General features: G+C 73.2%; 19 protein-coding genes. 14 read left to right on the top strand and 5 right to left on the bottom strand.

The genetic code is table 11. From position 1 onward, the window contains the following. The 7 genes from V7E45_RS00720 to V7E45_RS00690 all read left to right on the top strand — a co-directional run bounded on the left by V7E45_RS00720 (nucleotide 1) and on the right by V7E45_RS00690 (nucleotide 5,676). Nucleotides 1–396 carry a hypothetical protein gene (locus V7E45_RS00720; protein ID WP_443055889.1) on the top strand — a complete coding sequence of 132 codons (396 nt, stop codon included), beginning with the start codon at nucleotides 1–3 and terminating at the stop codon, nucleotides 394–396. Continuing rightward, on the top strand, nucleotides 393–818 hold the full coding sequence (locus V7E45_RS00715) for a hypothetical protein (RefSeq protein ID WP_333772090.1): 426 nt from the start codon (nucleotides 393–395) through the stop codon (nucleotides 816–818). Before V7E45_RS00720 ends, V7E45_RS00715 begins: the two co-directional genes overlap by 4 nt. Before the next feature lie 179 nt (nucleotides 819–997). Continuing rightward, entirely contained in the window at nucleotides 998–1,894 is an 897-nt protein-coding gene (locus V7E45_RS00710) for a L,D-transpeptidase family protein (RefSeq protein ID WP_333772089.1), read from the top strand. Nucleotides 1,895–2,056: 162 nt separating this feature from the next. Continuing rightward, entirely contained in the window at nucleotides 2,057–2,689 is a 633-nt protein-coding gene (locus V7E45_RS00705; RefSeq protein ID WP_333772088.1) for an RNA polymerase sigma factor, read from the top strand. A 102-nt stretch (nucleotides 2,690–2,791) separates the two neighbouring features. After that, nucleotides 2,792–3,610: a hypothetical protein gene (locus V7E45_RS00700; RefSeq protein ID WP_333772087.1), complete on the top strand. Its 819-nt coding sequence runs from the start codon at nucleotides 2,792–2,794 to the stop codon at nucleotides 3,608–3,610. A 294-nt stretch (nucleotides 3,611–3,904) separates the two neighbouring features. After that, the gene (locus V7E45_RS00695; protein WP_333772086.1) at nucleotides 3,905–4,567 is read left to right on the top strand and encodes an RNA polymerase sigma factor; all 663 of its coding nucleotides are present in this window, start codon (nucleotides 3,905–3,907) and stop codon (nucleotides 4,565–4,567) included. Further along, entirely contained in the window at nucleotides 4,567–5,676 is a 1,110-nt protein-coding gene (locus V7E45_RS00690; RefSeq protein ID WP_333772085.1) for a hypothetical protein, read from the top strand. The genes V7E45_RS00695 and V7E45_RS00690 overlap by 1 nt, the downstream gene beginning before the upstream one ends. Nucleotides 5,677–5,968: 292 nt before the next feature. Here the strand turns inward: V7E45_RS00690 and V7E45_RS00685 are convergent, their stop codons facing one another. After that, a complete protein-coding gene (locus tag V7E45_RS00685; protein WP_333772084.1) occupies nucleotides 5,969–6,799 on the bottom strand; it encodes a L,D-transpeptidase family protein in 831 nt (276 codons plus the stop codon). A gap of 82 nt (nucleotides 6,800–6,881) precedes the next feature. Between V7E45_RS00685 and V7E45_RS00680 the strand changes: the two genes are divergently transcribed. Further along, nucleotides 6,882–8,462 (top strand): acyl-CoA mutase large subunit family protein, encoded by a 1,581-nt coding sequence (locus V7E45_RS00680; RefSeq protein WP_333772083.1) that lies wholly within the window; start codon nucleotides 6,882–6,884, stop codon nucleotides 8,460–8,462. A 72-nt stretch (nucleotides 8,463–8,534) separates the two neighbouring features. Beyond that, nucleotides 8,535–9,194 carry a leucine efflux protein LeuE gene (leuE, locus tag V7E45_RS00675; protein WP_333772082.1) on the top strand — a complete coding sequence of 220 codons (660 nt, stop codon included), beginning with the start codon at nucleotides 8,535–8,537 and terminating at the stop codon, nucleotides 9,192–9,194. A gap of 62 nt (nucleotides 9,195–9,256) precedes the next feature. Here leuE and V7E45_RS00670 read toward each other — a convergent pair whose 3' ends face one another. Next, complete coding sequence (locus V7E45_RS00670) at nucleotides 9,257–10,633, bottom strand: FAD-dependent monooxygenase (RefSeq protein WP_443055887.1); 1,377 nt, start codon at nucleotides 10,631–10,633, stop codon at nucleotides 9,257–9,259. Nucleotides 10,634–10,702: 69 nt separating this feature from the next. On the opposite strand from V7E45_RS00670, the gene V7E45_RS00665 reads away from it, so the two are divergent. Continuing rightward, entirely contained in the window at nucleotides 10,703–11,353 is a 651-nt protein-coding gene (locus tag V7E45_RS00665) for a TetR/AcrR family transcriptional regulator C-terminal domain-containing protein (RefSeq protein WP_333772081.1), read from the top strand. A 1-nt stretch (nucleotide 11,354) separates the two neighbouring features. Here V7E45_RS00665 and V7E45_RS00660 read toward each other — a convergent pair whose 3' ends face one another. Continuing rightward, nucleotides 11,355–12,572: an acyltransferase family protein gene (locus V7E45_RS00660; protein ID WP_333772080.1), complete on the bottom strand. Its 1,218-nt coding sequence runs from the start codon at nucleotides 12,570–12,572 to the stop codon at nucleotides 11,355–11,357. Nucleotides 12,573–12,834: 262 nt separating this feature from the next. Between V7E45_RS00660 and V7E45_RS00655 the strand changes: the two genes are divergently transcribed. Together V7E45_RS00655 and V7E45_RS00650 are read left to right on the top strand one after the other, a co-directional pair. Continuing rightward, nucleotides 12,835–14,298: a glycosyltransferase family 29 protein gene (locus tag V7E45_RS00655; protein WP_333772079.1), complete on the top strand. Its 1,464-nt coding sequence runs from the start codon at nucleotides 12,835–12,837 to the stop codon at nucleotides 14,296–14,298. Further along, on the top strand, nucleotides 14,295–16,613 hold the full coding sequence (locus V7E45_RS00650; RefSeq protein ID WP_333772078.1) for a glycosyltransferase: 2,319 nt from the start codon (nucleotides 14,295–14,297) through the stop codon (nucleotides 16,611–16,613). Before V7E45_RS00655 ends, V7E45_RS00650 begins: the two co-directional genes overlap by 4 nt. A 49-nt stretch (nucleotides 16,614–16,662) precedes the next feature. Here the strand turns inward: V7E45_RS00650 and V7E45_RS00645 are convergent, their stop codons facing one another. Together V7E45_RS00645 and V7E45_RS00640 are read right to left on the bottom strand one after the other, a co-directional pair. Next, nucleotides 16,663–17,997 (bottom strand): alpha-2,8-polysialyltransferase family protein, encoded by a 1,335-nt coding sequence (locus V7E45_RS00645; RefSeq protein WP_333772077.1) that lies wholly within the window; start codon nucleotides 17,995–17,997, stop codon nucleotides 16,663–16,665. Next, entirely contained in the window at nucleotides 17,994–18,971 is a 978-nt protein-coding gene (locus tag V7E45_RS00640) for a glycosyltransferase family 2 protein (RefSeq protein ID WP_333772076.1), read from the bottom strand. Before V7E45_RS00640 ends, V7E45_RS00645 begins: the two co-directional genes overlap by 4 nt. Nucleotides 18,972–19,169: 198 nt before the next feature. Between V7E45_RS00640 and V7E45_RS00635 the strand changes: the two genes are divergently transcribed. Beyond that, nucleotides 19,170–20,489: a DUF6716 putative glycosyltransferase gene (locus V7E45_RS00635; RefSeq protein WP_333772075.1), complete on the top strand. Its 1,320-nt coding sequence runs from the start codon at nucleotides 19,170–19,172 to the stop codon at nucleotides 20,487–20,489. Nucleotides 20,490–20,521: 32 nt separating this feature from the next. Further along, nucleotides 20,522–21,844 carry an N-acylneuraminate cytidylyltransferase gene (locus tag V7E45_RS00630; RefSeq protein WP_333772074.1) on the top strand — a complete coding sequence of 441 codons (1,323 nt, stop codon included), beginning with the start codon at nucleotides 20,522–20,524 and terminating at the stop codon, nucleotides 21,842–21,844. The last annotated feature ends 6 nt before the right edge of the window (nucleotides 21,845–21,850 follow it).

The raw sequence follows: 21,850 nt of genomic DNA, 5'->3' as shown, positions 1-21,850 counted from the left end.
ATGCGGTCCCGCGCGGCGGGTTTCCTCGCACGCGTCACCACCCGCAACCGGCTGCCCCTGGACTACTCCGAGCGCAGTCTGCGGGTCGTCGACTTCCTCGTCGACGGGCTCCGCAAGGGCGGTGCCGACCGGGAAGGTGCCCGGAACGCTCTGCTCGGCCTCGGGGCGTACGTCGGTGAGGTGCTCGTGCGCCGCGCGGGGGCGGTGTGGGTGGACTTCGACGCGGACCAGCGCAGCTACTTCGGGCAGCCGGTCGGTGTGCGCATGCCGGACGGGCGGGTCTGGAACCCCCTCGGCAAGGTCGTCAACCGCTTCGAGGTGGGCGGCCCCGAGGAGTCCCTGCAGACCTTCTACCTGACCCTGCACGGACGGGCGCGGAGGGTTGCGGCCCGGTGACCGGCCGGCGGATCATCGACGTCGCGTACGGCGAGGGGTGGGACTCCGGGCGCGGAGCCGTTCTCGGCCCGATCGACGCCTCGGTGGCGGCGGCGCGTGATGCCGCGGGGCTGCCCTACGCGGTGGTTCTCCGGCAGGCGAACGCCCCGGGCCTGATCGTCGCGCATGTGGCCTGGGAGAGTCACTACCTCGGGCTGTGGGCGTACGACGCCCAGGGGCGCCGGTTCCTCGAGAACGCGCGGGCGTGTCAGTCAGCTGGGACTCCCCAGGAGCTGATGTGGGTCGGCTCGCCGTCCGTGCAGAGCACCGTGCACCTGCCCTGTGCCCGCCTCGGGAAGGCCAGCCGCTCGGAGTCCGCCCATACCGATGCCTTCCCTCCGTGCTCTTCGGTCGGTGCGGGGCAGCGTAGGAGGCGGCACTGACAGTCGGCGAATAGTCTCCTTTGTTCGGCCGTTCGCGGTGACGATTCCAACTCCTGTATAACCGGCGCTCGTTCCGGCCCGCCGTTCTCGGCCGCGCCTCCGCTTGCCTCCGTTGCCGCCCATCGAAGGGTCTCTTCGTGCTGCCCTCTTCGCGCTCCCGTGCCCGTACGTGCTCCGCCGTGTTGACCGTCGCCGGCGCCCTGCTGCTGGTGTCGGCCTGTGGACAGGGAGGAGGCGACGGTCCAGGGGCTGAGTCCGGTGACGCGGCCGGGAGCGTTGCCGTCGAAGCGTCGGCGGCCTCCGGCGCGCCCAGTGCGTCTGCCTCCGCCTCCGCCACACCCTCGGCCTCCACGTCCGCCTCCGCCTCCGCCTCCGCGTCCGCCTCGGCGAAGGCCAAGCCGAGCGCCTCCGTTTCGCGCACCGGCTCGCCGGCCGCCGTCGGCACGCGCCAGAGCCCCGAGGCTCCCGCCGCCGTCAGCACGCCCCACTTCCCCGTCCCCGCCACCCCCGGCAACGCCACCCAGCTCATCACCGTAAAGGCCAGCGGCTCGTACGCCACGGTCACCGCCTGGTCCAAGGGGGCCTCGGGATGGAAGGCGCAGTTCAGCACGACTGCCGGGCGCGTCGGGTCCAACGGGGTCGTGGCCGGGTCGACCCGGCGGCAGGGCACGTACACCACTCCCACCGGGACCTACACCCTCACCGAGGGCTTCGGCGTCGAGGCGGGCGGGACGAGCATGCCGTACACGCGGGTGAACTCGGCACACTGGTGGGTCGAGGACCCGGAGTCGAAGTACTACAACTCGATGCACGCCACCGCCGGCGCGGACTTCCCGCTCACCGAGAGCGGTGACCGGGGCAGCGAGCACCTCGTCGACCACCCCGTGCAGTACGCCAAGGCGCTCGTCATCGACTTCAACCGGTGGCCCGCCGTGCCCGGCCGGGGTGCCGGGATCTTCCTGCACGTCAACGGTCAGGGCGCGACCGCCGGTTGCGTGTCCGTGCCGCGCGCCACGATGGACCTGATCATGGGATGGATACGGCCCGGTGCGCATCCGCGTATCGCCATCGGCTGACGGAGCCGCCGCCGTGTGTGACCGGCGCGACCGCTGAGGGCTGTGACAAATCTGTGAGCTCCGACGCTGATCACGGTGAGGACACGGGCGGCCGTGTCGCACGATGCGGATTCGGTGCGAGCGCGGGCAGGGGCCCGGGCGGGGTACGGACGGGGACGGTTCTTGGGCCAGGGAAAAGAGCCCCGTCGCCAGCAGGCGCGCGACGGGGAGCTGGGCGCGGCCGTCGCGCGGGCCCAGGACGGTGACGAGAGCGCTTTCGCGGTGGCCTACCGGATCGTGCAGCCGGGGCTGCTCGGTTATCTGCGCGGGCTCGTCGGCGAGGACGCCGAGGACGTGGCCTCCGACGCCTGGCTGGAGATAGCCCGCGACCTGGGTCGGTTCAAGGGGGACGGCGCCGGTTTCCGCGGCTGGACCGCGACCATCGCCCGGCACCGGGCCCTGGACCACCTGCGCAGACAGCGGGTACGGCCCCGGGGGACGGCGCTGGAGCAGGACGTGCTCGACCTGCCGGGACCGCACAGCACGTACGAGCAGGCGTTGGAGGCCATGTCCACCGAGCGCGCCCTGGCCCTGCTGCGCGGGCTGCCCAGTGACCAGGCCGAGGCGGTCCTGCTGCGGGTGGTCGTCGGCCTGGACGGCCCCGCCGCCGCCCGCGTCCTCGGCAAGCGCCCCGGCGCGGTGCGCACGGCCGCCTACCGGGGGCTGAAACGGCTCGCCCGCCAGCTGGGCGCCCAGGACGCCGCGGACGCGGGTGTGACGGATGACGGTCCCAGCACGCTGGGGGAGTCGAAATGAACGGCGACGGCCATCGGCCGTATACCTCCACGGGAGCAAGTGGAGCGAGGCGCGCGGCGGATCCGCGCGGCCGGGCCGGACGGACCAGGAACGGGAACGGACATGGGTGAACGGCACAGCGGCGACGGGCCGCCCCGGCGCCGGCACGCGCACCCGGCCGGCCTCGTCGACGGACCGGTCCCGTCCGGCGGCGACGCGGCCGCCGACAGCGAGTTCGAGGCCCGGTTCGCCGCCGTGCTGCGCCGGGACGCGTTCGCCGCCGGTGCCGAGGAGCGCGCCGTGGCCGCGTTCCGCACCGCCCGGGACTCCGGTGCGCACCGGACCCGGACCCGGCGCCGCGACGACTGGCGGCCCCGGCCGCGGTTCCTCGGACGGCTCTCGCCGAAGGCCGCGCTCTCCGTGTTCGTCGCGAGCCTCACGATGGGCGGCGTCGCCTTCGCGGCGATCGGCTCCGCCGGGTCCGGCGAGCACGACGGCGACCGGCACCCGGCCCGCCCCTCGGCGAGCGCCTCGCGACAGCCCGGCGCGGCACCGCACGCCCCCGGGCCGGGGGCGCCGTCGGCGCGCCGGGACCACCCGGCCACCGCCGAGGACACCCTGGCCCACTGCCGCGCCTACGAGCAGGTCGAGGGCCACGGCAAGGCGCTCGCGTCGACGGCCTGGCGGCGGCTGGTCGCGGCCGCGGGCGGCGAGGCGAGCGTCCCGGCCTACTGCGCCGAACGGCTCGCGCACGCGGACGCGTCCGCGGCGGGCAGGGGCGACGCCTCGCACAACGGCGGCGGCAGCGGCAGGGCCGGCAGCGGCAGCACCGGCAACGGCGGCAGCGGCAGCGGCAACGGAAAGAGCCCCGGCGGCGACAAGGCCAACAGCGGCGACAACGCCAGCAGTGGCGGGAACGGCAAGGCCGGCGCGAAGAAGTGAGTCCGGGCACCCCCGCCAGGGGGGTCGCGGAACCCGCGCGAAGCAGGCGGGAGCCGGGGACCGGGGCAACGGCCGGGGCCGCCACCCCCCACAGGAGAGGCCCCGGCCGTCGCGCTCGCGGACCGCTCGGCGGCCCGTACTTCCTTCAGCGCCATGAGTGCGGTTTCTGTCACACCCTGTCGTCCCGCACTGAGTCACGAGTTAGTTGCATCTTCTACGGACATGGACGAGGAGCGGTTTCACGCCGTAACGTGCCTTTCGCGCCGGACCGAACAAAGGCGTAAAGGGAGTGCGGTGCTGGGGGACGACGCGGAGCTGACCACCGCGGTGCGTGCGGCACAGGACGGGGACGAGACCGCGTTCCGTGCCGTGTACCGCGCGGTGCACCCGAGGCTGCTCGGATACGTACGCACGCTGGTCGGCGACCCGGACGCCGAGGACGTGGCCTCCGAGGCATGGCTCCAGATAGCCCGGGACCTCGAACGGTTCAGCGGCGACGCGGACCGGTTCCGCGGCTGGGCCGCCCGGATCGCCCGCAACCGCGCCCTCGACCACATACGGATGCGCGGCCGCCGCCCCGCGATAGGCGGCGACGAGACGGAGCTGACCGGCCGGGCCGCCGAGTCCGACACGGCCGGCGAGGCCATCGAGGCCCTGACCACCGACCGCACCCTGTCGCTCATCGCGCGGCTCCCGCAGGACCAGGCCGAGGCGGTCGTGCTCCGCGTGGTGGTGGGCCTCGACGCCAAGTCCGCGGCCGAGACGCTCGGCAAGCGCGCGGGCGCCGTGCGCACCGCGGCACACCGTGGCCTGAAGCGGCTGGCAGAGCTGCTCGGCGACGATCCGGAATCGGGAGCCGGCCTCGACGCCCTCCCGCCCCAGCGAGAACCGCGCCGTCGCGCGGTGACGTCCGCCACTGTGACGCATACACGTGCGCGGACGCAGAAGGACATGTGATGGCCGACGAGCAGTACGAGTGGCTTACCGGTGACATGGCGGAACGTCTGCTGCGCGGTGAGTCGCTGGAAGCCGTCGACGTCGCTGCCCCTGACCAGGCCCGCAAGCTCGCCGAGGCACTGGGCGCGCTCGCCGCCGAGGCGGCACCCGCGACCGGTGAACTCCCCGGTGAGCAGGGTGCGCTGGCCGCGTTCCGCAAGGTCCGTGAGGAGGCCGAGGCCGAGCGGGCCGCCGCCGCGTTCGGCGCCGGCGGCACCGGCGGCGGCTCCGGCACGGGCGCGCGCGACGCGGACGCCGGCCTGGTCCGGATCGGCCGGCCGGCCCGTAGCGGAAGCCGGTGCCGGCGCCCGCGCTGGGCCCGTCCGGTGCGCTTCGCGCTCGCCGCCGCCGTGGCCGCGGGCACGCTCGGCGGGGTCGCCGTGGCCGCCGGCGGCGGAGTGCTGCCGAACCCGTTCCGCGACGAGCGGCCGGGACCGGTCACCTCCGTGTCCACCGCGCAGTCCTCGGGCCGCCCGACCGCCACGTCCTCGCCGCGGCCCCCGCTGAACATCGCCCCGGGCACGCCCGACGGCAGCGCCGCCCCGTCCCTCGGCGGCAGCCCCTCCGGCTCGGCCGCCGGGCCGGGCCGGGACGCCGGCGCACAGGTGACGCCGGGTTCCGGCGACCCGTCCCCTACCTCCGGCACCTGGTGGCGGGACGCCGCCGCGGCCTGCCGCGACCTGCGCGACGGCAAGGAGCTGGGCACCGACCGCAGGCGAGTCCTGGAGAACCTGGCGGGCGGGCCGGTGCGGGTCACCCGGTACTGCCGGGCCGTCCTCGCGGAGCGGAACGGCTCCGCCGGTGCGGGCAAGGGCCAGGGCGGCGGCAGCGGCAAAGGTGACGGGAACGGCAAAGGAGACGGCAAAGGGGGAGGCAACGGCGACGGCAACGGCCAGGGCGACGACGACGGCCACCCGGGCCGGGGCCCCGGCCGTGACCAGGGCGGTCATGGCGGCCGTCACCGGGGGAGCGTCGTCTCTCCCGCTCCCTCGGCCTTCGCGCCCGTGACCCCGGGCCGGCGGCCGACCGCGCCGGCCCCCTCGCCGAGCCCGTCCTACAGCGCGCTCTGAGCCTTCCGTGGCAGCCGGACCGGATCTTCGATCACGCCGCTGACCTGCGCTTCCGTCCACTCCGGAAAGATTTTTCACGAAGGGTGTGACGTTTTCGGCGGCCGCGACGCAGTAATGAGTGAGCCGACTGGTCATCGGCCGTCGCACTGAGCCGGGGTTCCCCCCGTACCCACGGCTCGTGCACCTGGCGGGGGGGGGGGGGGGGGGGGGGGGGGGGGGGGGGGGGGGCGGGCCCGCCCGCGCCGCGCCCCCCCCCCCCCCCCCCCCCCCCCCCCCCCCCCCCCCGCATCCCTCACCAGTGGACGACGACCTTGTCGCCCACCCTCACCTGGGCGAACAGCTCAGAGATCGCCGCCTCGTCGCGCACGTTGACGCATCCGTGCGAACCGCCCGCGTACCCGCGTGCCGCGAAGTCGTAGGAGTAGTGCACCGCCTGGCCGCCGCTGAAGAACATCGCGTACGGCATCGGGGAGTCGTAGAGCGTCGACACATGGTGCCGTGACTTCCAGTAGACGCGGAACACACCCTCGCGGGTCGGGCTGTACAGGGCGCCGAAGCGGACCGACATCGTCTCGACCGTGCGTCCGTCGATCATCCAGCGCAGCGTCCGGCTGGTCTTGCTGATGCACAGCACCCGGCCGGTCAGACAGCGCGGATCGGGCGGGTCGGCCGGCTGACCGCCCATCAGGTACAGCTCCCACCGGCCCGGCCGGTGCGTCATGGCCAGCAGCCGCTGCCAGGTGGCCGTGTCCAGCTCGCCCGTGCGGGGCAGCCCGCGCTTGCCCTGGAAGCCGGCGACGGCCCGTTCGGTCAGATCGTCGTAGCTGCCCGTCGGCCCGTCGAACAGCCAGTCGACCTGGCGGAGCCGGGCCTGCAGCTCGCGCACCCCCGTGCCGCTGTCCCCGCGCGACCACAGCACCCGGCCCGAGGGCCGGGCCGGCTGGGCGGCGGGCCGGTGCGAGCGCGTCCCGGCGGGGCCGGGGGCCTTGCCGGAGGGCAGCAGGACGTGCACCGGCGAGCGCTGCTTGCCGTCCCCGTCCGGGGGCTGCACGGTGCAGCCGCTGAGCGCGGCGAGGGCGGCGACCGAGACGAGTACGGCGGCGGGTCTGCCCGGGATCCTCATGCCGGGGATGCTTCCCCGCGTGACCGCCGCCGAACTACGGGGCATGGTGAGGAGGTGACAGAACGTACTTCCGGAGGCATCCATGGCGCGTGAATCGGAGTCGGGGCTGCCGATCGAGCCGGTCTACGGGCCGGGCGACCTGACCGGCTGGGACCCGGACGGGAAGCTGGGCGAACCGGGCACGTACCCCTACACCCGCGGGGTGTACCCGACGATGTACACCGGCCGCCCCTGGACCATGCGCCAGTACGCGGGCTTCGGCACCGCCGCGGAGTCCAACGCCCGCTACCGGCAGCTCATCGCGCACGGCACCACCGGTCTGTCCGTCGCCTTCGACCTGCCCACCCAGATGGGCCACGACTCCGACGCCCCCCTGGCGCACGGCGAGGTCGGCAAGGTGGGCGTGGCGATCGACTCGATCGAGGACATGCGGGTGCTGTTCGACGGCATCCCGCTGGACCGGGTCTCCACCTCGATGACGATCAACGCCCCGGCCGCGCTGCTGCTCCTGCTCTACCAGCTGGTGGCGGAGGAGCAGGGCGTACCGGCGGACCGGCTGACCGGCACCGTCCAGAACGACGTCCTCAAGGAGTACATCGCGCGGGGCACGTACATCTTCCCGCCCAAGCCCTCCCTGCGGCTCACCGCCGACATCTTCAAGTACTGCACCGCCGAGATCCCGAAGTGGAACACCATCTCGATCTCCGGGTACCACATGGCGGAGGCGGGCGCGTCCCCCGCGCAGGAGATCGCCTTCACGCTCGCCGACGGCATCGAGTACGTCCGCACCGCGGTGGCGGCCGGCATGGAGGTGGACGACTTCGCCCCCCGCCTGTCCTTCTTCTTCGTGGCCCGTACGACGCTGCTCGAGGAGGTCGCCAAGTTCCGCGCGGCGCGCAGGATCTGGGCGCGGGTGATGCGGGAGGACTTCGGCGCGAGGAACCCGAAGTCCTGGATGCTGCGGTTCCACACCCAGACGGCGGGCGTGCAGCTGACGGCCCAGCAGCCGGAGGTGAACCTCGTCCGGGTCGCCGTCCAGGCGCTCGCCGCCGTGCTCGGCGGCACCCAGTCCCTGCACACCAACTCCTTCGACGAGGCCATCGCGCTGCCGACGGACAAGAGCGCGCGGCTGGCGCTGCGCACCCAGCAGGTGCTGGCGTACGAGACGGACGTACCGGCGACCGTGGACCCGTTCGCCGGTTCCTACGCGATGGAGCGGATGACGGACGACGTCGAGGCGGCCGCCCTGGAGCTGATGGGCAAGGTCGAGGACCTCGGCGGCGCGGAGGCGGCGATCGAGCGCGGCTTCCAGAAGGCGGAGATCGAGCGGAACGCCTACCGCATCGCGCTGGAGACGGACGCGGCCGAGCGGGTGGTCGTCGGCGTCAACCGCTTCGGGCTGGCGGAGGAGGAACCCTACGAGCCGTTGCGGGTCGACCCCGCGATCGAGGCCCGGCAGGCGGAGCGGCTGGCCCAACTGCGCGCCGAACGGGACCAGGCGGCGGTGGACACCGCGCTGGACGCCCTGAGGAAGGCGGCCGAGGGGAAGGACAACGTGCTCTATCCGATGAAGGAGGCGCTGCGGGCGCGCGCGACCGTGGGGGAGGTGTGCGGGGCGCTGCGTGAGGTGTGGGGGGCGTACGTGCCGTCCGACGCCTTCTAGGCCGCTTCCCGAGGCGCCTTCCGACCACCTGCGCCGTGGGCGCTGTCGCACGCCCGTGCGACACTCCTTGCCATGTTCGGCGTCATCGATCTCCCCACCTATCTGGCCGGTCTCGTCCTGATCGTCCTGCTGCCCGGCCCCAACTCCCTCTACGTGCTGTCCGTGGCCGCCCGGCGCGGGGTCCGGGCCGGCTACACGGCCGCCGCCGGCGTCTGGTGCGGCGACACCGTGCTGATGACGCTGTCCGCCGCCGGGGTCGCCTCCCTGCTCCAGGCCAACGCGGTGCTGTTCGGCATCGTGAAGTACGCCGGTGCCGGCTATCTGACCTGGCTGGCGATCGGGATGCTGCGGGCCGCCCGGGAGATGTGGCGGACGCGGCGTGAGCGGGTGCTGGAGAACGCGGCGAGCGAGGAGGACCCGGCGCCCGCCGTCGAGCGGCCACTGCGCCGGGCGTTCGTCGTCAGTCTCTTCAACCCCAAGGCGATCCTGTTCTTCGTCGCCTTCTTCGTGCAGTTCGTGGACCCGGGCTACGCCTATCCCGCCCTGTCCTTCGTCGTCCTCGGCGCCTTCGCGCAGCTCGCCAGCTTCCTCTACCTGAGCGCCCTGATCTTCGGCGGCACCCGCCTCGCCGCCGCCTTCCGCCGCCGCAGGCGGCTCTCGGCGACGGCCACCTCGGCGGCGGGCGCGCTGTTCCTCGGCTTCGCGGTGAAGCTCTCGCTCGCCAGCACGTGACGTGAAGCCCGGGGCCGGCCGCCGGTCGCGCGGGGCTCTGGCGGCGCCTGTCGCGCGGGGTCCTAGCGGCGGCCGACCCGGGCGAGGTACTCGTCCAGGCCGGCCGCCGTGTCGCCCGCCCAGGCGACGTAGCCGTCCGGGCGGACCAGGAAGATCCCCGGGCCGTACGAGGCGGGCGCGGCCGGGAGCGACCGCACCCCCGCGGCGGTCGTCGTCGCGCCCAGCAGGGTCCAGTGCGGGCCCCGGAAGGCGTCGAACAGCCGAGCGCCGTCCACCACGCCGTCCGGCGCCCGGTCGCCGGCCCGGACCCCGGCCGGGGCGGCACGCCGCTCCTCGCTCAGCGACGACTGCGGATACCCGAGCCCGAGCTGCACCGTCGCCGCGCCCCGCCGCACCTGCCCGCGGTGCACGCCCGTCGACAGGCCCAGCATGGCCGCCGCGTTCGGACGGCGCTCCTCCTCGTAGGTGTCCAGCAGCGCCCCGGGCGCTCCGTCCCGCAGCACGGCGCCGAGCTTCCAGCCCAGGTTGTAGGCGTCCTGGACGCTGGTGTTCAGTCCCTGCCCGCCCGCCGGCGAGTGGACGTGCGCCGCGTCGCCCGCGAGGAACACCCGGCCCGCCCGGAAGCGGTCCGCGAGCGCGGCACGCGGCCGGAAGTCCGAGGCCCAGTGCAGCTCGGTGACGGCGTCCGCGCCGAGGTGCGTGTACGCGGCGACCAGTTCCCGGACGCCGTCGAGGGTCAGTTCGGGCTCGGTGCCCTCCGGCAGCTTCCCGGTCAGCTGGAAGTCCTCCGTGCCGGCGAGCGGGCAGAGCATCACGCCGGTGTCGTCGGCCCCCGGGAAGGTGTGCCAGTGCTCCCGGTCGATGCCCCGCACCCGGACGTCCGCCACCACGAACGGGCTGGGGTCGACGCTCTCCCCGCTCATGCCGACGCCCACCGCCCGGCGCACCGCCGAGCGCCCGCCGTCCGCCGCGACCACGTACCGGGCCCGGACGGCCGTGCCGTCGGCGAAGCGCACCTCGACGCCCTCCGCGTCCTGTTCGAGCCCCGTCGCCTCGCGTCCGAAGACGACCCGGCCGCCCAGCTCCACGAGCCGCGCGTGCAGGATCTCCTGGGTCCGCCACTGCGGGACCAGCAACGGCTCGGTGTACGGCGACCCCTCGTCGGCCGGCACGGGCTCGAACATCGGCTGCTCACCGACTCGTTCACCGTCCTTCCAGACCATCCGCACGGGGTAGGGGCCACCGGCCGCGCGGACCGCGTCCAGCACGCCGAGGTCGTCGAAGACCTCCTGGGTGCGCGGCTGGACCCCCTTGCCGCGCGAGCCGGGGAACAGCTCCGCCGCCCGCTCCACCACCAGCGCGTCCACCCCGCGCCGGGCCAGGTCGACGCCGAGGGCCAGGCCGGTGGGACCGGCCCCCACGATCAGGACATCCAGCATGATTTCTCCTTAACGTCGTTAAGTGCTGTCGTCCGCAAGGCTGCCCTTAACGCTGTTAAGCTGTCAAGCGTGAGTACGGAACGACGCACCCCCCTGGACCGCGGCCGGGTCGCGGACACGGCTCTGCGGCTGCTGAACGAGGTCGGCCTCGACGGCCTGACCCTGCGCGCCATCGCCAAGGAGCTGGACGTCAAGGCCCCGGCGCTGTACTGGCACTTCAAGGACAAGCAGGCGCTGCTCGACGAGATGGCGACGCAGATGTACCGGCGGATGGTCGCGCGCACGGCGCTCGATCCCGCGGACACCTGGCGGGAGCGGCTCCTCGCGGTCAGCCGCGGGCTGCGCGCCGCCCTGCTCGGCTATCGCGACGGCGCCAAGGTCTTCAGCGGCTCACGCTTCACGGGCACGGACCACGGACATGAGCTGGAGGCGCACCTGCGCGTCCTGACGGCGGCCGGCCTCACCCTGCCGCAGGCGGTCAACGCGGCCCGGACCGCCGCCATGTTCACCATCGGGTTCGTCACCGAGGAGCAGGGTGTGCGGCCCCTCCCGGGTGAGCGCCGGGAGGGGTACGGCATCGAGGAGCGGGCCCGGCGCCTGGCCGAGTTCCCGCTCGCGGCCGAGGCGGGAAAGATGCTTTTCGACGACTGGGACCAGCAGTTCGAGGAGGGTCTCGCGCTGGTGATCGCCGGTATCCAGGCGCGCTACGGAATCACCTGATTCAGTCGCTCCGTTTTCCGTCTTTCGTCAGGGTGAACCTGGCCTGAATTCCCGGTGTACGGGAATTCTTCAGCGCCTTCCTCAGGCGCGGGCCGAATGGTTTCTCCACGAACCGGTGCATCAGATAGGCGAGCAGCAGCATGCCCAGCACCGTCGCCACCAGCGTCGGCCACGCGGGCAGGCCGAGGCCCCGGTGCAGCACCCGGATGACGAACCAGCCCAGGTGCTCGTGGACCAGGTAGAACGGGTAGGTCAGCGCCCCGGCCGTGGCCAGCCAGGGCCAGTTCGCCCGGCCGGTCCAGCCGAGCGCCACGGCCGCCACGGCGGCGAAGGCCAGGGTGACGACCAACAGGATGACCAGCGGGTCGCGGACGAGGTCCCCGTGCGCGCCCGGGTGCCACAGCGCGCGCGTGGCGGTGCTCTGCCCGAGCAGCCAGGAGGCGGCCACGATGCCCCACAGCAGCAGGTCGCCGCCGAAGCGGTGGATCAGGTAGAGGGCGAGCCCGCCGACGAAGAACGGCGCGTACTCCGGCATGACCAGCTGGTCCGTCAACTCGTTGCCCGAGGTGCGGCACACCGCCGCGGCCAGCGTCCACGCGCAGGCGAACAGCACCACCCGGCGGTAGGTGACCCCGCGCGCGACGACGAACAGGGCGAACAGCGCGTAGAAGCGGACCTCCACCCAGAGCGTCCAGCACACGCCCAGCACGCGCGGCGCGCCCATGGGCTGCTGGAGCATCGTCAGGTTGACCAGGAACTCGTCCGGTCGGACCGCGTGCACGACGGCCGGCAGGGCGAGCGCGGCGCCGGTGACCAGCACCAGGGCGACCCAGTAGGCGGGGTAGAGGCGGGCGATGCGGGAGCGCGCGAAGTCGCCGAGCGTACGGCCCCAGCCGCTCATGCAGATGACGAAACCGCTGATGACGAAGAAGAACTGGACGCCCAGACAGCCGTACGCGGCCACCTGGGACAGAGCCGGGAAGACGTGCGCGGGCGACTGGTGCCAGGAGGCCGACACCGTGCCGCCGCGCCCGGCGTAGTGGTAGAGGCAGACCATCAGGGCGGCCACCAGCCGCAGGCCGTCCAGGGCGAGCAGCCGGCCCCGGCGCGGGCCGGGAGCGGCCGGGCCGGCGGGGCCGGGCGGAGTGGCGGGGGCGGCGGACGGATCCGGCGCGGCGGACGCCGAACCCGCGGCGAGAGCGGGAGAGGAAGCAGACATGGTGCCCGGCCCCTACCCGAAACAATCCTGATCATCTCGCTTTTCCGGTGAAAATCTGCGGCCCTGAGCGACTGTTTCGCCTGCACCTGGGCGAATCACGGAAATGCCTTGGTTGACAGTCCAACCATTCGCCCCGCCGTTCGAGTTCGTTCACCCGGACGTCGTTTTGCCTTCCTAGTTTCTCCATCCACCCCCACGCTTCGGTAAACACATGGAATACGGCCGTAAAGTCCGTATTTGCTTGGTAAAAATCAGGAGAGCTATGACGAGGGTCCAGAACCGGCGGCCGGCCGTGCGTGGCGGGGGACTGGAGGACTGCCTGCGCGCCTGCGCCGTGCACAGCGGCAAACTCGTGGGCAGCCTCGACCGCCGCCGGACGGAACTCGCCGAGCGGCTGCGCAAGTTGCTCGTGGTCTTCAGCACGACCGGCACCGCGGCCCCCGCGCCCGCCCCGGCCGGCGGCGCCACCGCCCTGCTCAAGCGGGCCGTCAAAGGACCCGCCGTCCCCACCGGCGGCATACCCGAGGACCTGCTCGACGCCCTGCTGGCCGTCGCCAACAAGGCGCTGGAGTGCGGCTACGACGACGAGCTGCACCTCGCCCTGCGGATCGGCGACACCGTCCTCGCCCAGCGGAAGAACTCCCGCGCCGGCTGGCGGCTGCGCGCCCGCACCCTGGAGGCGCTCGGCGAGGAGCGGGAGGCCGTCGAGGCGTACGAGCGCTACCTCGAACTCACCACCGAGGACGGGTTCGGCGTCGCCGCCCGGATCACCGGACTGCGCCGGGCCGCCGAGCGCGAGCGCGAACTGCTCGCGCTGCTGCGCCGCCAGTGCCCGGGCGCCGACGGCTTCGCCGGCGGCCCCGCCACCGACGTGTGGGCCGAGGGCCTGGCCCTGCACGCCCTCGGGGACTGGGCGGCGGCCGAGCCCCGCCTGGTCGGCGCGCTGCTCTCCCTCGCCGCCGACGAGGCCCCGGTCGCCGACCGGCAGGAACTGCTCAGCCAGTACCTCGACCTGCGCACCGGCGTCGCGGCCGACCCCGGCGCCCTCACCGAGGCCGTCGCCCTCTACGCCGAGCAGCGCCGCGTCCGTATGCGCGGCCCGGTCGCCGACCCCACCGTCGGCGGGGTCGACTGGGTCAGCCTCGGCGAGTTCCGCAACCTGATCGCCGGCCGGTCGATCTGCCTGATCGCCAACTCCGGCCGGGTGGGCGAGAGCGGTCTCGGCGCCCGCATCGACGACTACGACCTCGTCGTCCGCTTCAACTCGTACCGGATCGACGCCCGGCACACCGGAAGCCGCACCGACATCCACGCCACCATCCACAAGCACGGCTTCAACTGGGACAAGCCGGTGACCACCCGGCTGGTCTTCGGCGGGGTCTCCGGCGACTGGAAGCACTCGCTGCGCAACCGCCTGGTGTCCGGCGCCCAGCGGTACCTCGGCGACGAGTCGCTGCGCTGGCCCGTCCGCAACATCGGCCGGCTCGGCAACGACGTCTGGTCCGGCATCCCCACCACCGGCTTCAACATGCTGTGGCTGCTGGACTTCCTGGACGTCAGCCCCACCCTCGACCTGATCGGCTTCGACTTCTACGAGAGCGGCGCCTACCGGGTGCCCGAGGCGATGAAGCTCGCGATCACCTCCGCGCACGAGTACACCAGCGAGAAGGCATGGGTCATGGAGCGGGCCCAGAGCGTGACCGACATGAGGATCTCCCTGCGATGACCACCACCCTGAGCCCCGCGACCCCGGACACCTCGGCCGGCGACCTCACCGGCAAGCGCCGCGTCGCCTTCGCCGCCTTCGTCGACGAGAACTACCTGCCCGGCTTCCTGGCCCTGCTGCGCAGCCTCGCCCTGTCCAACCCGGGCGTCTGCGAGGACTTCGTCGTCCTGCACGACGACCTCAAGCCCTCCTCGATCGCCCGCATCCGCGCCCTGCACCCGCGGATCGTGCTGCGCCGCGTCGACGCCGCGCGCTACGACTCCTACGTCAAGGGCGACCAGGACAACTACCTGGTCCGCAAGGCGTACTTCATCCTCGACGTCTTCCGGCTGCGCGACTACGACACCGTCATCACCCTGGACACCGACATGGTCGTCCTCGGCGACCTCGGCGAGCTCCTCCGGCTGCGCGAGGGCCTCGCGGCCGTGCCCCAGTTCTTCTACGGGCAGCACAAGCTCAACTCCGGGCTGCTGGTGATCCAGCGGGAGTACCTGTCCGACGCGTTCTGCGCGCGGATCGACCAGGTCGGCCGGGCCGGCACCTACGAGCTCGACAAGCACGACCAGGGCATCCTCAACGCCGTCCTGGACGGCGACTTCGTCCGCCTCGACGCCCGCTACAACTTCGTCAAGCGGCGCCTCTCCGGTGACCTGCCGGTCCCCGAGGACACCGCGATCCTGCACTTCACCGGCCGGCACAAGCCCTGGCAGGGCGGTGAGGCCGGGTACGCGCAGGCCGAGGAGCGCTGGCGCGAGTTCGAGCTGACCGACGCCGAGTTCCAGGCCGCCTGCCTGGCCCCGGGCGGCAGCCTCCACCACGATCTGCTCGTGCACTACGGCACCCCGTACGTGGCCAGGACCGGGAACGTCGAGGTCGCCCGCCGGGTCGCCGCCGCCCACCTCGCGGCCGGTGAGTACCAGGACGCCGTGGAGATCCTGGGCAGCGTCCGCATCCCGCTGGACGAGGCCTGGCCGCACGAGGTGTACGGGCACGCCCTGATGAGCGTCTCCCGGCACGAGGAGGCCCGCACCCAGCTGCTGCTGGCCACCGCCGCCCCCAACCGGGCCGCGACCGCCTACGCCCGCCTCGCCCAGCTCGCCTGGGTGCAGGGTGACAACGCCGAGGCGCTGAAGTACGCCACCGCCGGCCTCACCGTCGACCCCACCCACCGCTCCAGCCGCCTGTGGGCGCAGCGCGCGGCGGCCGTACCGGCCCAGGAGCGGGGCGCGGCCGAGGACCAGCTCGCGCACGTCGCCTTCTACATGGACCGGCAGGGCAACGCCGGCGACAAACTGCTGCCCGAGACCGTCCGGCTCGCCTTCGGCGCCGACACCACCTCCCGGCGCTGGCACCCCGTCCACGCCCACCGGCTGTTCGACGAAGCCGCACTGGAGCGCGTCAACGCCCGGCGCGGGCTGGTCATCGGCGGCGGCGGGCTGTTCATCCCGGACACCATGCCCAACGGCAACAGCGCCTGGCAGTGGAACGTCCCGGACGAGCGGCTGCGCGCGATCGACGTGCCGATCATGGTGCTCGCGGTGGGCTTCAACGCCTTCGACGGGCAGTCCTACCGCGCCCGCCGGTTCAACGAGAGCCTGCGCCTGCTGGTGGAGAAGTCCGCCTTCTTCGGCCTGCGCAACCACGGCTCCATCGCCAAGGTCCGCTCACTGCTCCCGCCCGAGCTGCACGACAAGGTCGTCTTCCAGCCCTGCCCGACCACGGTGACGCGCCGGCTCGTCGCCGGCTGGACGGACCCGTCCCACCGCGAGGACACCGTCCTGCTGAACGCGGCCTACGACCGCGCCGGTCTGCGCTTCGGCCACGACTACGGGCACTTCCTGAACGAGACGGCGAAGGCCGTGCGCGCGATCGGCGCCCACACCGAGGTCCGCTGCGTCGCCCACTCCCTGGACGACGAGCGCATCGCCTTCGACCTGCGCCGCGAACACGGCATCTCGCTGCCGGTGATCCCGATGTACGACTTCTCCAACGACGAGATCCGCGCGACGTACGCGAAGACCCGGCTGGTCATCGGCATGCGCGGGCACGCCGGCATGATCCCGTTCGGGGTCGGCACGCCCATCCTCAGCCTCATATCGCACCCGAAGATGGCGTACTTCCTCCGGGACATCGAGCGCCCCGAATGGGGTGTCTCCGTGCACGAGAAGAACCTCGGCGCGGTGCTCACCGAGCGCGCCCTGGACATCCTGGACCACCACAGCCGCACGGTCGCCGACGTGCACGACCGGCAGGAACTGCTGTGGAAGGTCACCCAGGAGAACGCCGCCCGGATCCGGACGGTCCTGGGCCGGTGAACGCCGAGGAGGGCGGGCCCGTGCCGGGCCCGCCCTCCGGGGGGTGAGGTCAGCGGCGGACGACCCGGCGCAGACCGCGCGCCTTGCGGGCCATCCGGCGGACCGTGGCGTTGCGCGGGATGAAGGCGAGCTGGGCGGGCACCCCGCCCGGCAGCGCCAGCGAGGTCAGGCGCCTGCGCTTGAAGTAGCGCAGGGTCCGCTGGTCGAGGTTGCCCGCGAGGAACCGCTCGGTCTCCTCGCGCAGGCCGGGCAGGATCTTGGGCTGCATCGCGAAGCCGACGGCACGCACCAGTGCGCCGAGCGCCTCCACGTCCGTGCCCCGGCGCTGCGCGGTCACCGCGGCCGTGTCGGCCAGGTCGGGCAGCAGCGCGTCCACCACGGTGACCGGGATCCGGTTGCTGTTCTCGAACGGCGTCAGCCGCTCCAGCAGCAGATCGGTGCCGACCCGGGCGACGGGGAGGCCGTACAGGGCGGAGGCGGTGAGCAGGGCGGTGGAGAAGCAGCCGACGACCAGCGCGGGACGCATCCGCTGGTACAGCACCTCGGCGAGGACCGGGGTGTCGAGGACGGTCAGGTCCACCCCGAGCTTCTCGGCCTCCTGCTCCAGGGTGCGGGTGAAGCGGGCCGGCGCGGTGGGGTGCGGCTTGAACACCACGGTGCGGTGCCCGAGCCCGACGGCCCCCTTGAGCATCCGTACGTGCAGGTCCTCCTCCTGCTCGGCGGTGAGGATGTCCAGCGCGGACAGGTACTGGCCGAGCAGCAGCGCGGGCTCCTCCGCCTCGGGCAGGCCGTCGCCGAGGGGGGCGAGTTCGGCCAGCACCTTGGTGAAGGCCGCGGTGGGCACGATCTCCCCCGGGACGCCGAACTCGGTGAGCAGCAGCGGTTCGAGGCCCGGCACCAGGTCGAGGTGGAGCACCCGGTCCACCCGGGTGCCGACCAGCGGGTCGATCTTGTTGCGGGTGGGCCCGTAGCTCATCAGGCCGTCGGCGTAGACGGTGACGGGGGCGCCGGTGAAGATCTGGGCGAGCGCGAGCGAGGGGTTGACCTGGATCGACTCGACGGCCAGCTCGACGTCGTCGTCGCCGAGTCGCCACTCGTGGCGCAGATACCGCTCCCACAGCGGCAGGTCGTCCGGCCGGGGCGCCCAGCCGCCGGGGTGGAAGGGGAAGATCGCCTCGTTGTACGACAGCACGTCGTCGAACCGGTCGCGCAGCCGCTCGAAGCCGGGCATCGCATCGAGCCCCGGAGTGGTCTCCGGGGTGGCCGCGTTGTTGCAGACCAGCAGGATCCGGCGGTCGGCGGGGCGGAAGCAGCCGGAGTCCAGGGCGGCGGCGAGCGTGGCCGTGCCGTACAGCGTCGACGCCTGGAAGATCTGGGTGGTCACGCGGCGACCCCCGCGGGGGCGGGCCGGCGGCGCAGCCGGCGCAGCCGGGTGGCGCGCTGGAGGTCCATGGAGTCCAGCGCCTCGTCCAGCACGTCCTGCGGCATGCGCCGCAGGGCCGCGGCGCTCAGGGATTTCAGTTTCTTCGCCACCGCCGGCTCGAACCTTTCGATGGATCCCAGGTGATGGGAAATGATGGCGCAATAGGTGCGCACGGCCTTCGGCAGCAGGGCCCCGGCCTCCGGGTCCTCGGCGGTTTCCGCGACCACCTGGTCGAACGCGCGAATGAAATCGAGTTGCCGGACATCACCGATCTGGGTGAGTGACGAGGCGACTCCGCGCCGGTAGAACACGCCGAGCAGACTCACCGCGGCGAAGGATTCCGCCTCCCGGTGCAGTTTCCAGATCCACGGCCGGTCCTCGGCCGTGCGCAGCCCGTCCGTGAAGTGCAGCAGGCCCCTGTCCACCAGGCGGCGGTGGTAGATCCCCGCCCAGGCGTAGGCGTAGTCCACGGAGGTGGACCGGTCGGCGGGCAGGATCGCCGCGCGCGGGTCCAGCACCGTGTTCCGCCGGCCGACCGGCACCCGGTGCACGGTCCTCGCCCGTGCCGTGCACTGCACGTGGTCGGTGCGCAGGAAGTCGCAGCCCAACTCGTCCATGGCCGCGACCAGCCGCGGGTAGTGGCCGGCGGCGAGCCAGTCGTCGCCGTCCAGGAACGTCAGGTACTGGCCGCGCGCCCGGTCGATCCCGGTGTTGCGGGCGGTCGCCAGCCCCCCGTTCCGTTCGTGGCGGACGAGGACGGCGCCCGGCAGCTCGCGCTCCGCGCGCGCGAGGATCTCTGGTGTCCCGTCGCGCGAACAGTCGTCGACGAGAATGAATTCGAAGTCCTCACGCGCGTTCGCGCCGAGACTCCTCAGGGTGTCGGGCGCGTATTGCTGCACGTTGTAGAACGGCACGATGACGGAGAGCTTGACCACGTCAGGGACGTTAGGGGGAAGCCCGTCATGTGTCTTGACGCTCTCCTTGATGCCAGGTGAACGACGCGTGGCGAAGCTGTGAACCGGGTCTTTTTCCGGCGCCTTCACGAGCCGATTCGCCATTCGGCGATGTGCTGTTAACCGTTTGTTGCATTCAGGTTGGGCGGAACCTCGGAATGCCTTCCTAGCGTCTTCGGCGTGCCAGTCAGTGCAACGAAGTCCCTGCGGGTCGCCGTCCTCGCGGATTCCGACACCCGGTGGAAGTGGGGCGCGCTCACCGCGCAGCGCGTCACTCCCACGGGCGACGGTCTCCGGCTCGACGGCTACCTCCTGCGGGGCCGAGCCACGCCCACCGCCCGCCAGTTGACGGAAGTCGGCGTTCAGCCGGACTCGCTCCGCGAGGTCACCGGCGCCGAGTTCCTGCGCGTCATGGACGAGGAGTCCTACGACGTGCTCGTCCTCGCGCTGGTCGGCGGCGGGGTGCAGGCCATGCTGCACGGGCTGCGGAACGTGTGGGGCGGCTCGGGCCGGCGTCCCGTGGTCGTCACCGGCTACGTCGGCGTCGTCTACGAGAAGCTCGCCGACGGGCTGCTGCTGCGGCACGGCGCCGACCTCGTCCTCGCCAACTCCCGTGCCGACGCGGAGCGTTTCCGGACCGTGTACGAGGGAGTGGGCGCCGACGCCACGGCCGTCACCGAGGTCGCGCTGCCGTTCCTCGGCGGGGAGCCGTACACCGGCGAACACGACCCCTACACCGTCGTGTTCGCCGCCCAGCCCTCCGTCCCGGACAGCCGCAAGGACCGCGCGTACCTGCTCGACCGGCTGATCCAGCACGCCCGCAGGCACCCCGAGCGCGAGGTGCTGCTGAAGCTGCGCTCCCGGCCCGGCGAGCACACCACCCACATCGAGGAACTGCCCTACCAGAAGCTGGTCCAGGGCAAGGACCTGCCCGCCAACCTGCGCCTGGTGTACGGCCACATGGGCGAGGTGCTGGACCGCACCGACCTGCTGGTCACGGTCAGCTCCACGGCCGCACTCGAAGCACTCCACCGCCGCATCCCGACGGCCGTCCTGACCGACCTGGGGGTGCGCGAGGTGCTCGGCAACCACCACTTCACCGGCTCCGGGTGCCTCGCCTCCTGGGACCAGCTCGACGCCGGGCACCGCCCCGCGCCGGACGCGACCTGGGTGGCCCGGCAGGGCGTCGCGCCCGGCGGGGAGGGCTCGTACGCCACCGCCTTCGACGCGGCCCGCGCACGCATCGCCGGGCTGCTCGAACGGCCGGGCGGCCTGCCGCCGCTGAACCCCTACTACACACCCGAGACCGCGCCCGGCTACCTGCCCGGCATCCTCGCCCGCCACCACCTCGGCCCCGACGGCGCCCCGCTGCCCGGCGCACCCGCCGCCGACAAGGCACCCGGCCCCGTCCGCCAGATCGTGCGCCGGGCCGCGCGCGGCGCCTACCGCCACGGCGTGCAGCGCGTGGCCCCCGTGATCCGACGAATGGGAGAGCTGTGAGCGACCGGATCCCACGGCAAGGAGTGGACCTCATGACCGACGCCGACCACGACGCCCCCGCGGTGCGCCGCGTGCTCGCGGTGATCCCGGCACGCGGCGGCTCCAAGGGCGTCCCCGCCAAGAACCTCGCCCCCGTCGGCGGCGTCCCGCTGGTGGCCCGCGCGGTCCGCGAGTGCCGCGCCGCCCGGCTGGTGACCGACGTGGTCGTCTCCACCGACGACCCGGCCATCGCCGCCGCAGCCCGGCAGGCCGGCGCCGAGGTCGTGCTGCGCCCCGCCGCCATCGCCGGCGACACCGCCACCTCCGAGGCCGCCGTCCTGCACGCCATGGACGCGCACGAGGCCCTGCACGGCGCGGCCGTCCACGCGGTGCTGCTGGTGCAGTGCACCAGCCCGTTCCTCCTGCGCGAGGACATAGACGCCGTCGCCGCCGCGGTGATCGAACACGGCGCGGACACCGCGCTCACCGTCGCGCCGTTCCACGGCTTCGTCTGGCGCGACTGCGCCGACGAGCTCCCGGCGCGCCCCGCGGCGGACGCGGCCCGCCCGGTCACCGCGTCCGGCACCGCCGCCGCGGTCGCGGCGGCGGACGGCCCCGGAGCCGCGCCGGCCGGCGGCGGCTACGGCGTGAACCACGACAAGTCCTTCCGCCCCCGCCGCCAGGACCGCCCCCAGGACCTGCTGGAGACCGGCGCCGCCTACGCGATGGACGCGGCAGGCTTCCGCGAGCACCGGCACCGCTTCTTCGGCCGCACCGAGCCGGTCCGCACCGACCCCGCCCGGGTGCTGGAGATCGACGACCCGCACGACCTGGCCCGCGCCCGCGCGCTCGCGCCCCTGTTCGACGCGGACCGGCCCGGTTCGCTCCCCACCTACGACGACATCGACGCCGTCGTCCTCGACTTCGACGGCACCCAGACCGACGACCGGGTGCTGATCGACTCCGACGGACGGGAGTTCGTCTCCGTGCACCGCGGCGACGGACTCGGCATCGCGGCCCTCCGCCGGAGCGGCCTGAAGATGCTGATCCTGTCCACGGAACAGAACCCGGTGGTCGCCGCCCGCGCCCGGAAGCTGAAGCTCCCGGTGCTGCACGGCATCGACCGCAAGGACCTCGCCCTCAAGCAGTGGTGCGAGGAGCAGGGCATCGCGCCGGAGCGCGTGCTCTACGTCGGCAACGACGTCAACGACCTCCCGTGCTTCGCCCTCGTCGGCTGGCCCGTGGCGGTCGGAAGCGCCCACGACGTCGTACGCGGCGCCGCACGCGCGGTCACCACCCTCCCCGGCGGTGACGGCGCGATCCGAGAGATCGCCAGCTGGATCCTCGGCCCCTCTCTCGATTCCCTCCCCAAGTAAGGACAT

The organism is Streptomyces sp. IBSBF 3136 (assembly GCF_036815105.1).
Classification (GTDB): domain Bacteria; phylum Actinomycetota; class Actinomycetes; order Streptomycetales; family Streptomycetaceae; genus Streptomyces.
Note: the sequence above shows the minus strand (reverse complement) of the source record. Positions and strands in the feature narration are given on the sequence as shown.

Excerpts from the sequence above, each read along its gene's own strand:
- V7E45_RS00690 (WP_333772085.1), top strand. The coding sequence starts at position 4,567 with ATGGCCGACGAGCAGTACGAGTGGCTTACCGGTGACATGGCGGAACGT.
- leuE (WP_333772082.1), top strand. The coding sequence starts at position 8,535 with ATGTTCGGCGTCATCGATCTCCCCACCTATCTGGCCGGTCTCGTCCTG.
- V7E45_RS00700 (WP_333772087.1), top strand. The coding sequence starts at position 2,792 with ATGGGTGAACGGCACAGCGGCGACGGGCCGCCCCGGCGCCGGCACGCG.
- V7E45_RS00655 (WP_333772079.1), top strand. The coding sequence starts at position 12,835 with ATGACGAGGGTCCAGAACCGGCGGCCGGCCGTGCGTGGCGGGGGACTG.
- V7E45_RS00685 (WP_333772084.1), bottom strand. The coding sequence starts at position 6,799 with ATGAGGATCCCGGGCAGACCCGCCGCCGTACTCGTCTCGGTCGCCGCC.
- V7E45_RS00650 (WP_333772078.1), top strand. The coding sequence starts at position 14,295 with ATGACCACCACCCTGAGCCCCGCGACCCCGGACACCTCGGCCGGCGAC.
- V7E45_RS00680 (WP_333772083.1), top strand. The coding sequence starts at position 6,882 with ATGGCGCGTGAATCGGAGTCGGGGCTGCCGATCGAGCCGGTCTACGGG.
- V7E45_RS00670 (WP_443055887.1), bottom strand. The coding sequence starts at position 10,633 with ATGCTGGATGTCCTGATCGTGGGGGCCGGTCCCACCGGCCTGGCCCTC.
- V7E45_RS00720 (WP_443055889.1), top strand. The coding sequence starts at position 1 with ATGCGGTCCCGCGCGGCGGGTTTCCTCGCACGCGTCACCACCCGCAAC.
- V7E45_RS00660 (WP_333772080.1), bottom strand. The coding sequence starts at position 12,572 with ATGTCTGCTTCCTCTCCCGCTCTCGCCGCGGGTTCGGCGTCCGCCGCG.
- V7E45_RS00630 (WP_333772074.1), top strand. The coding sequence starts at position 20,522 with ATGACCGACGCCGACCACGACGCCCCCGCGGTGCGCCGCGTGCTCGCG.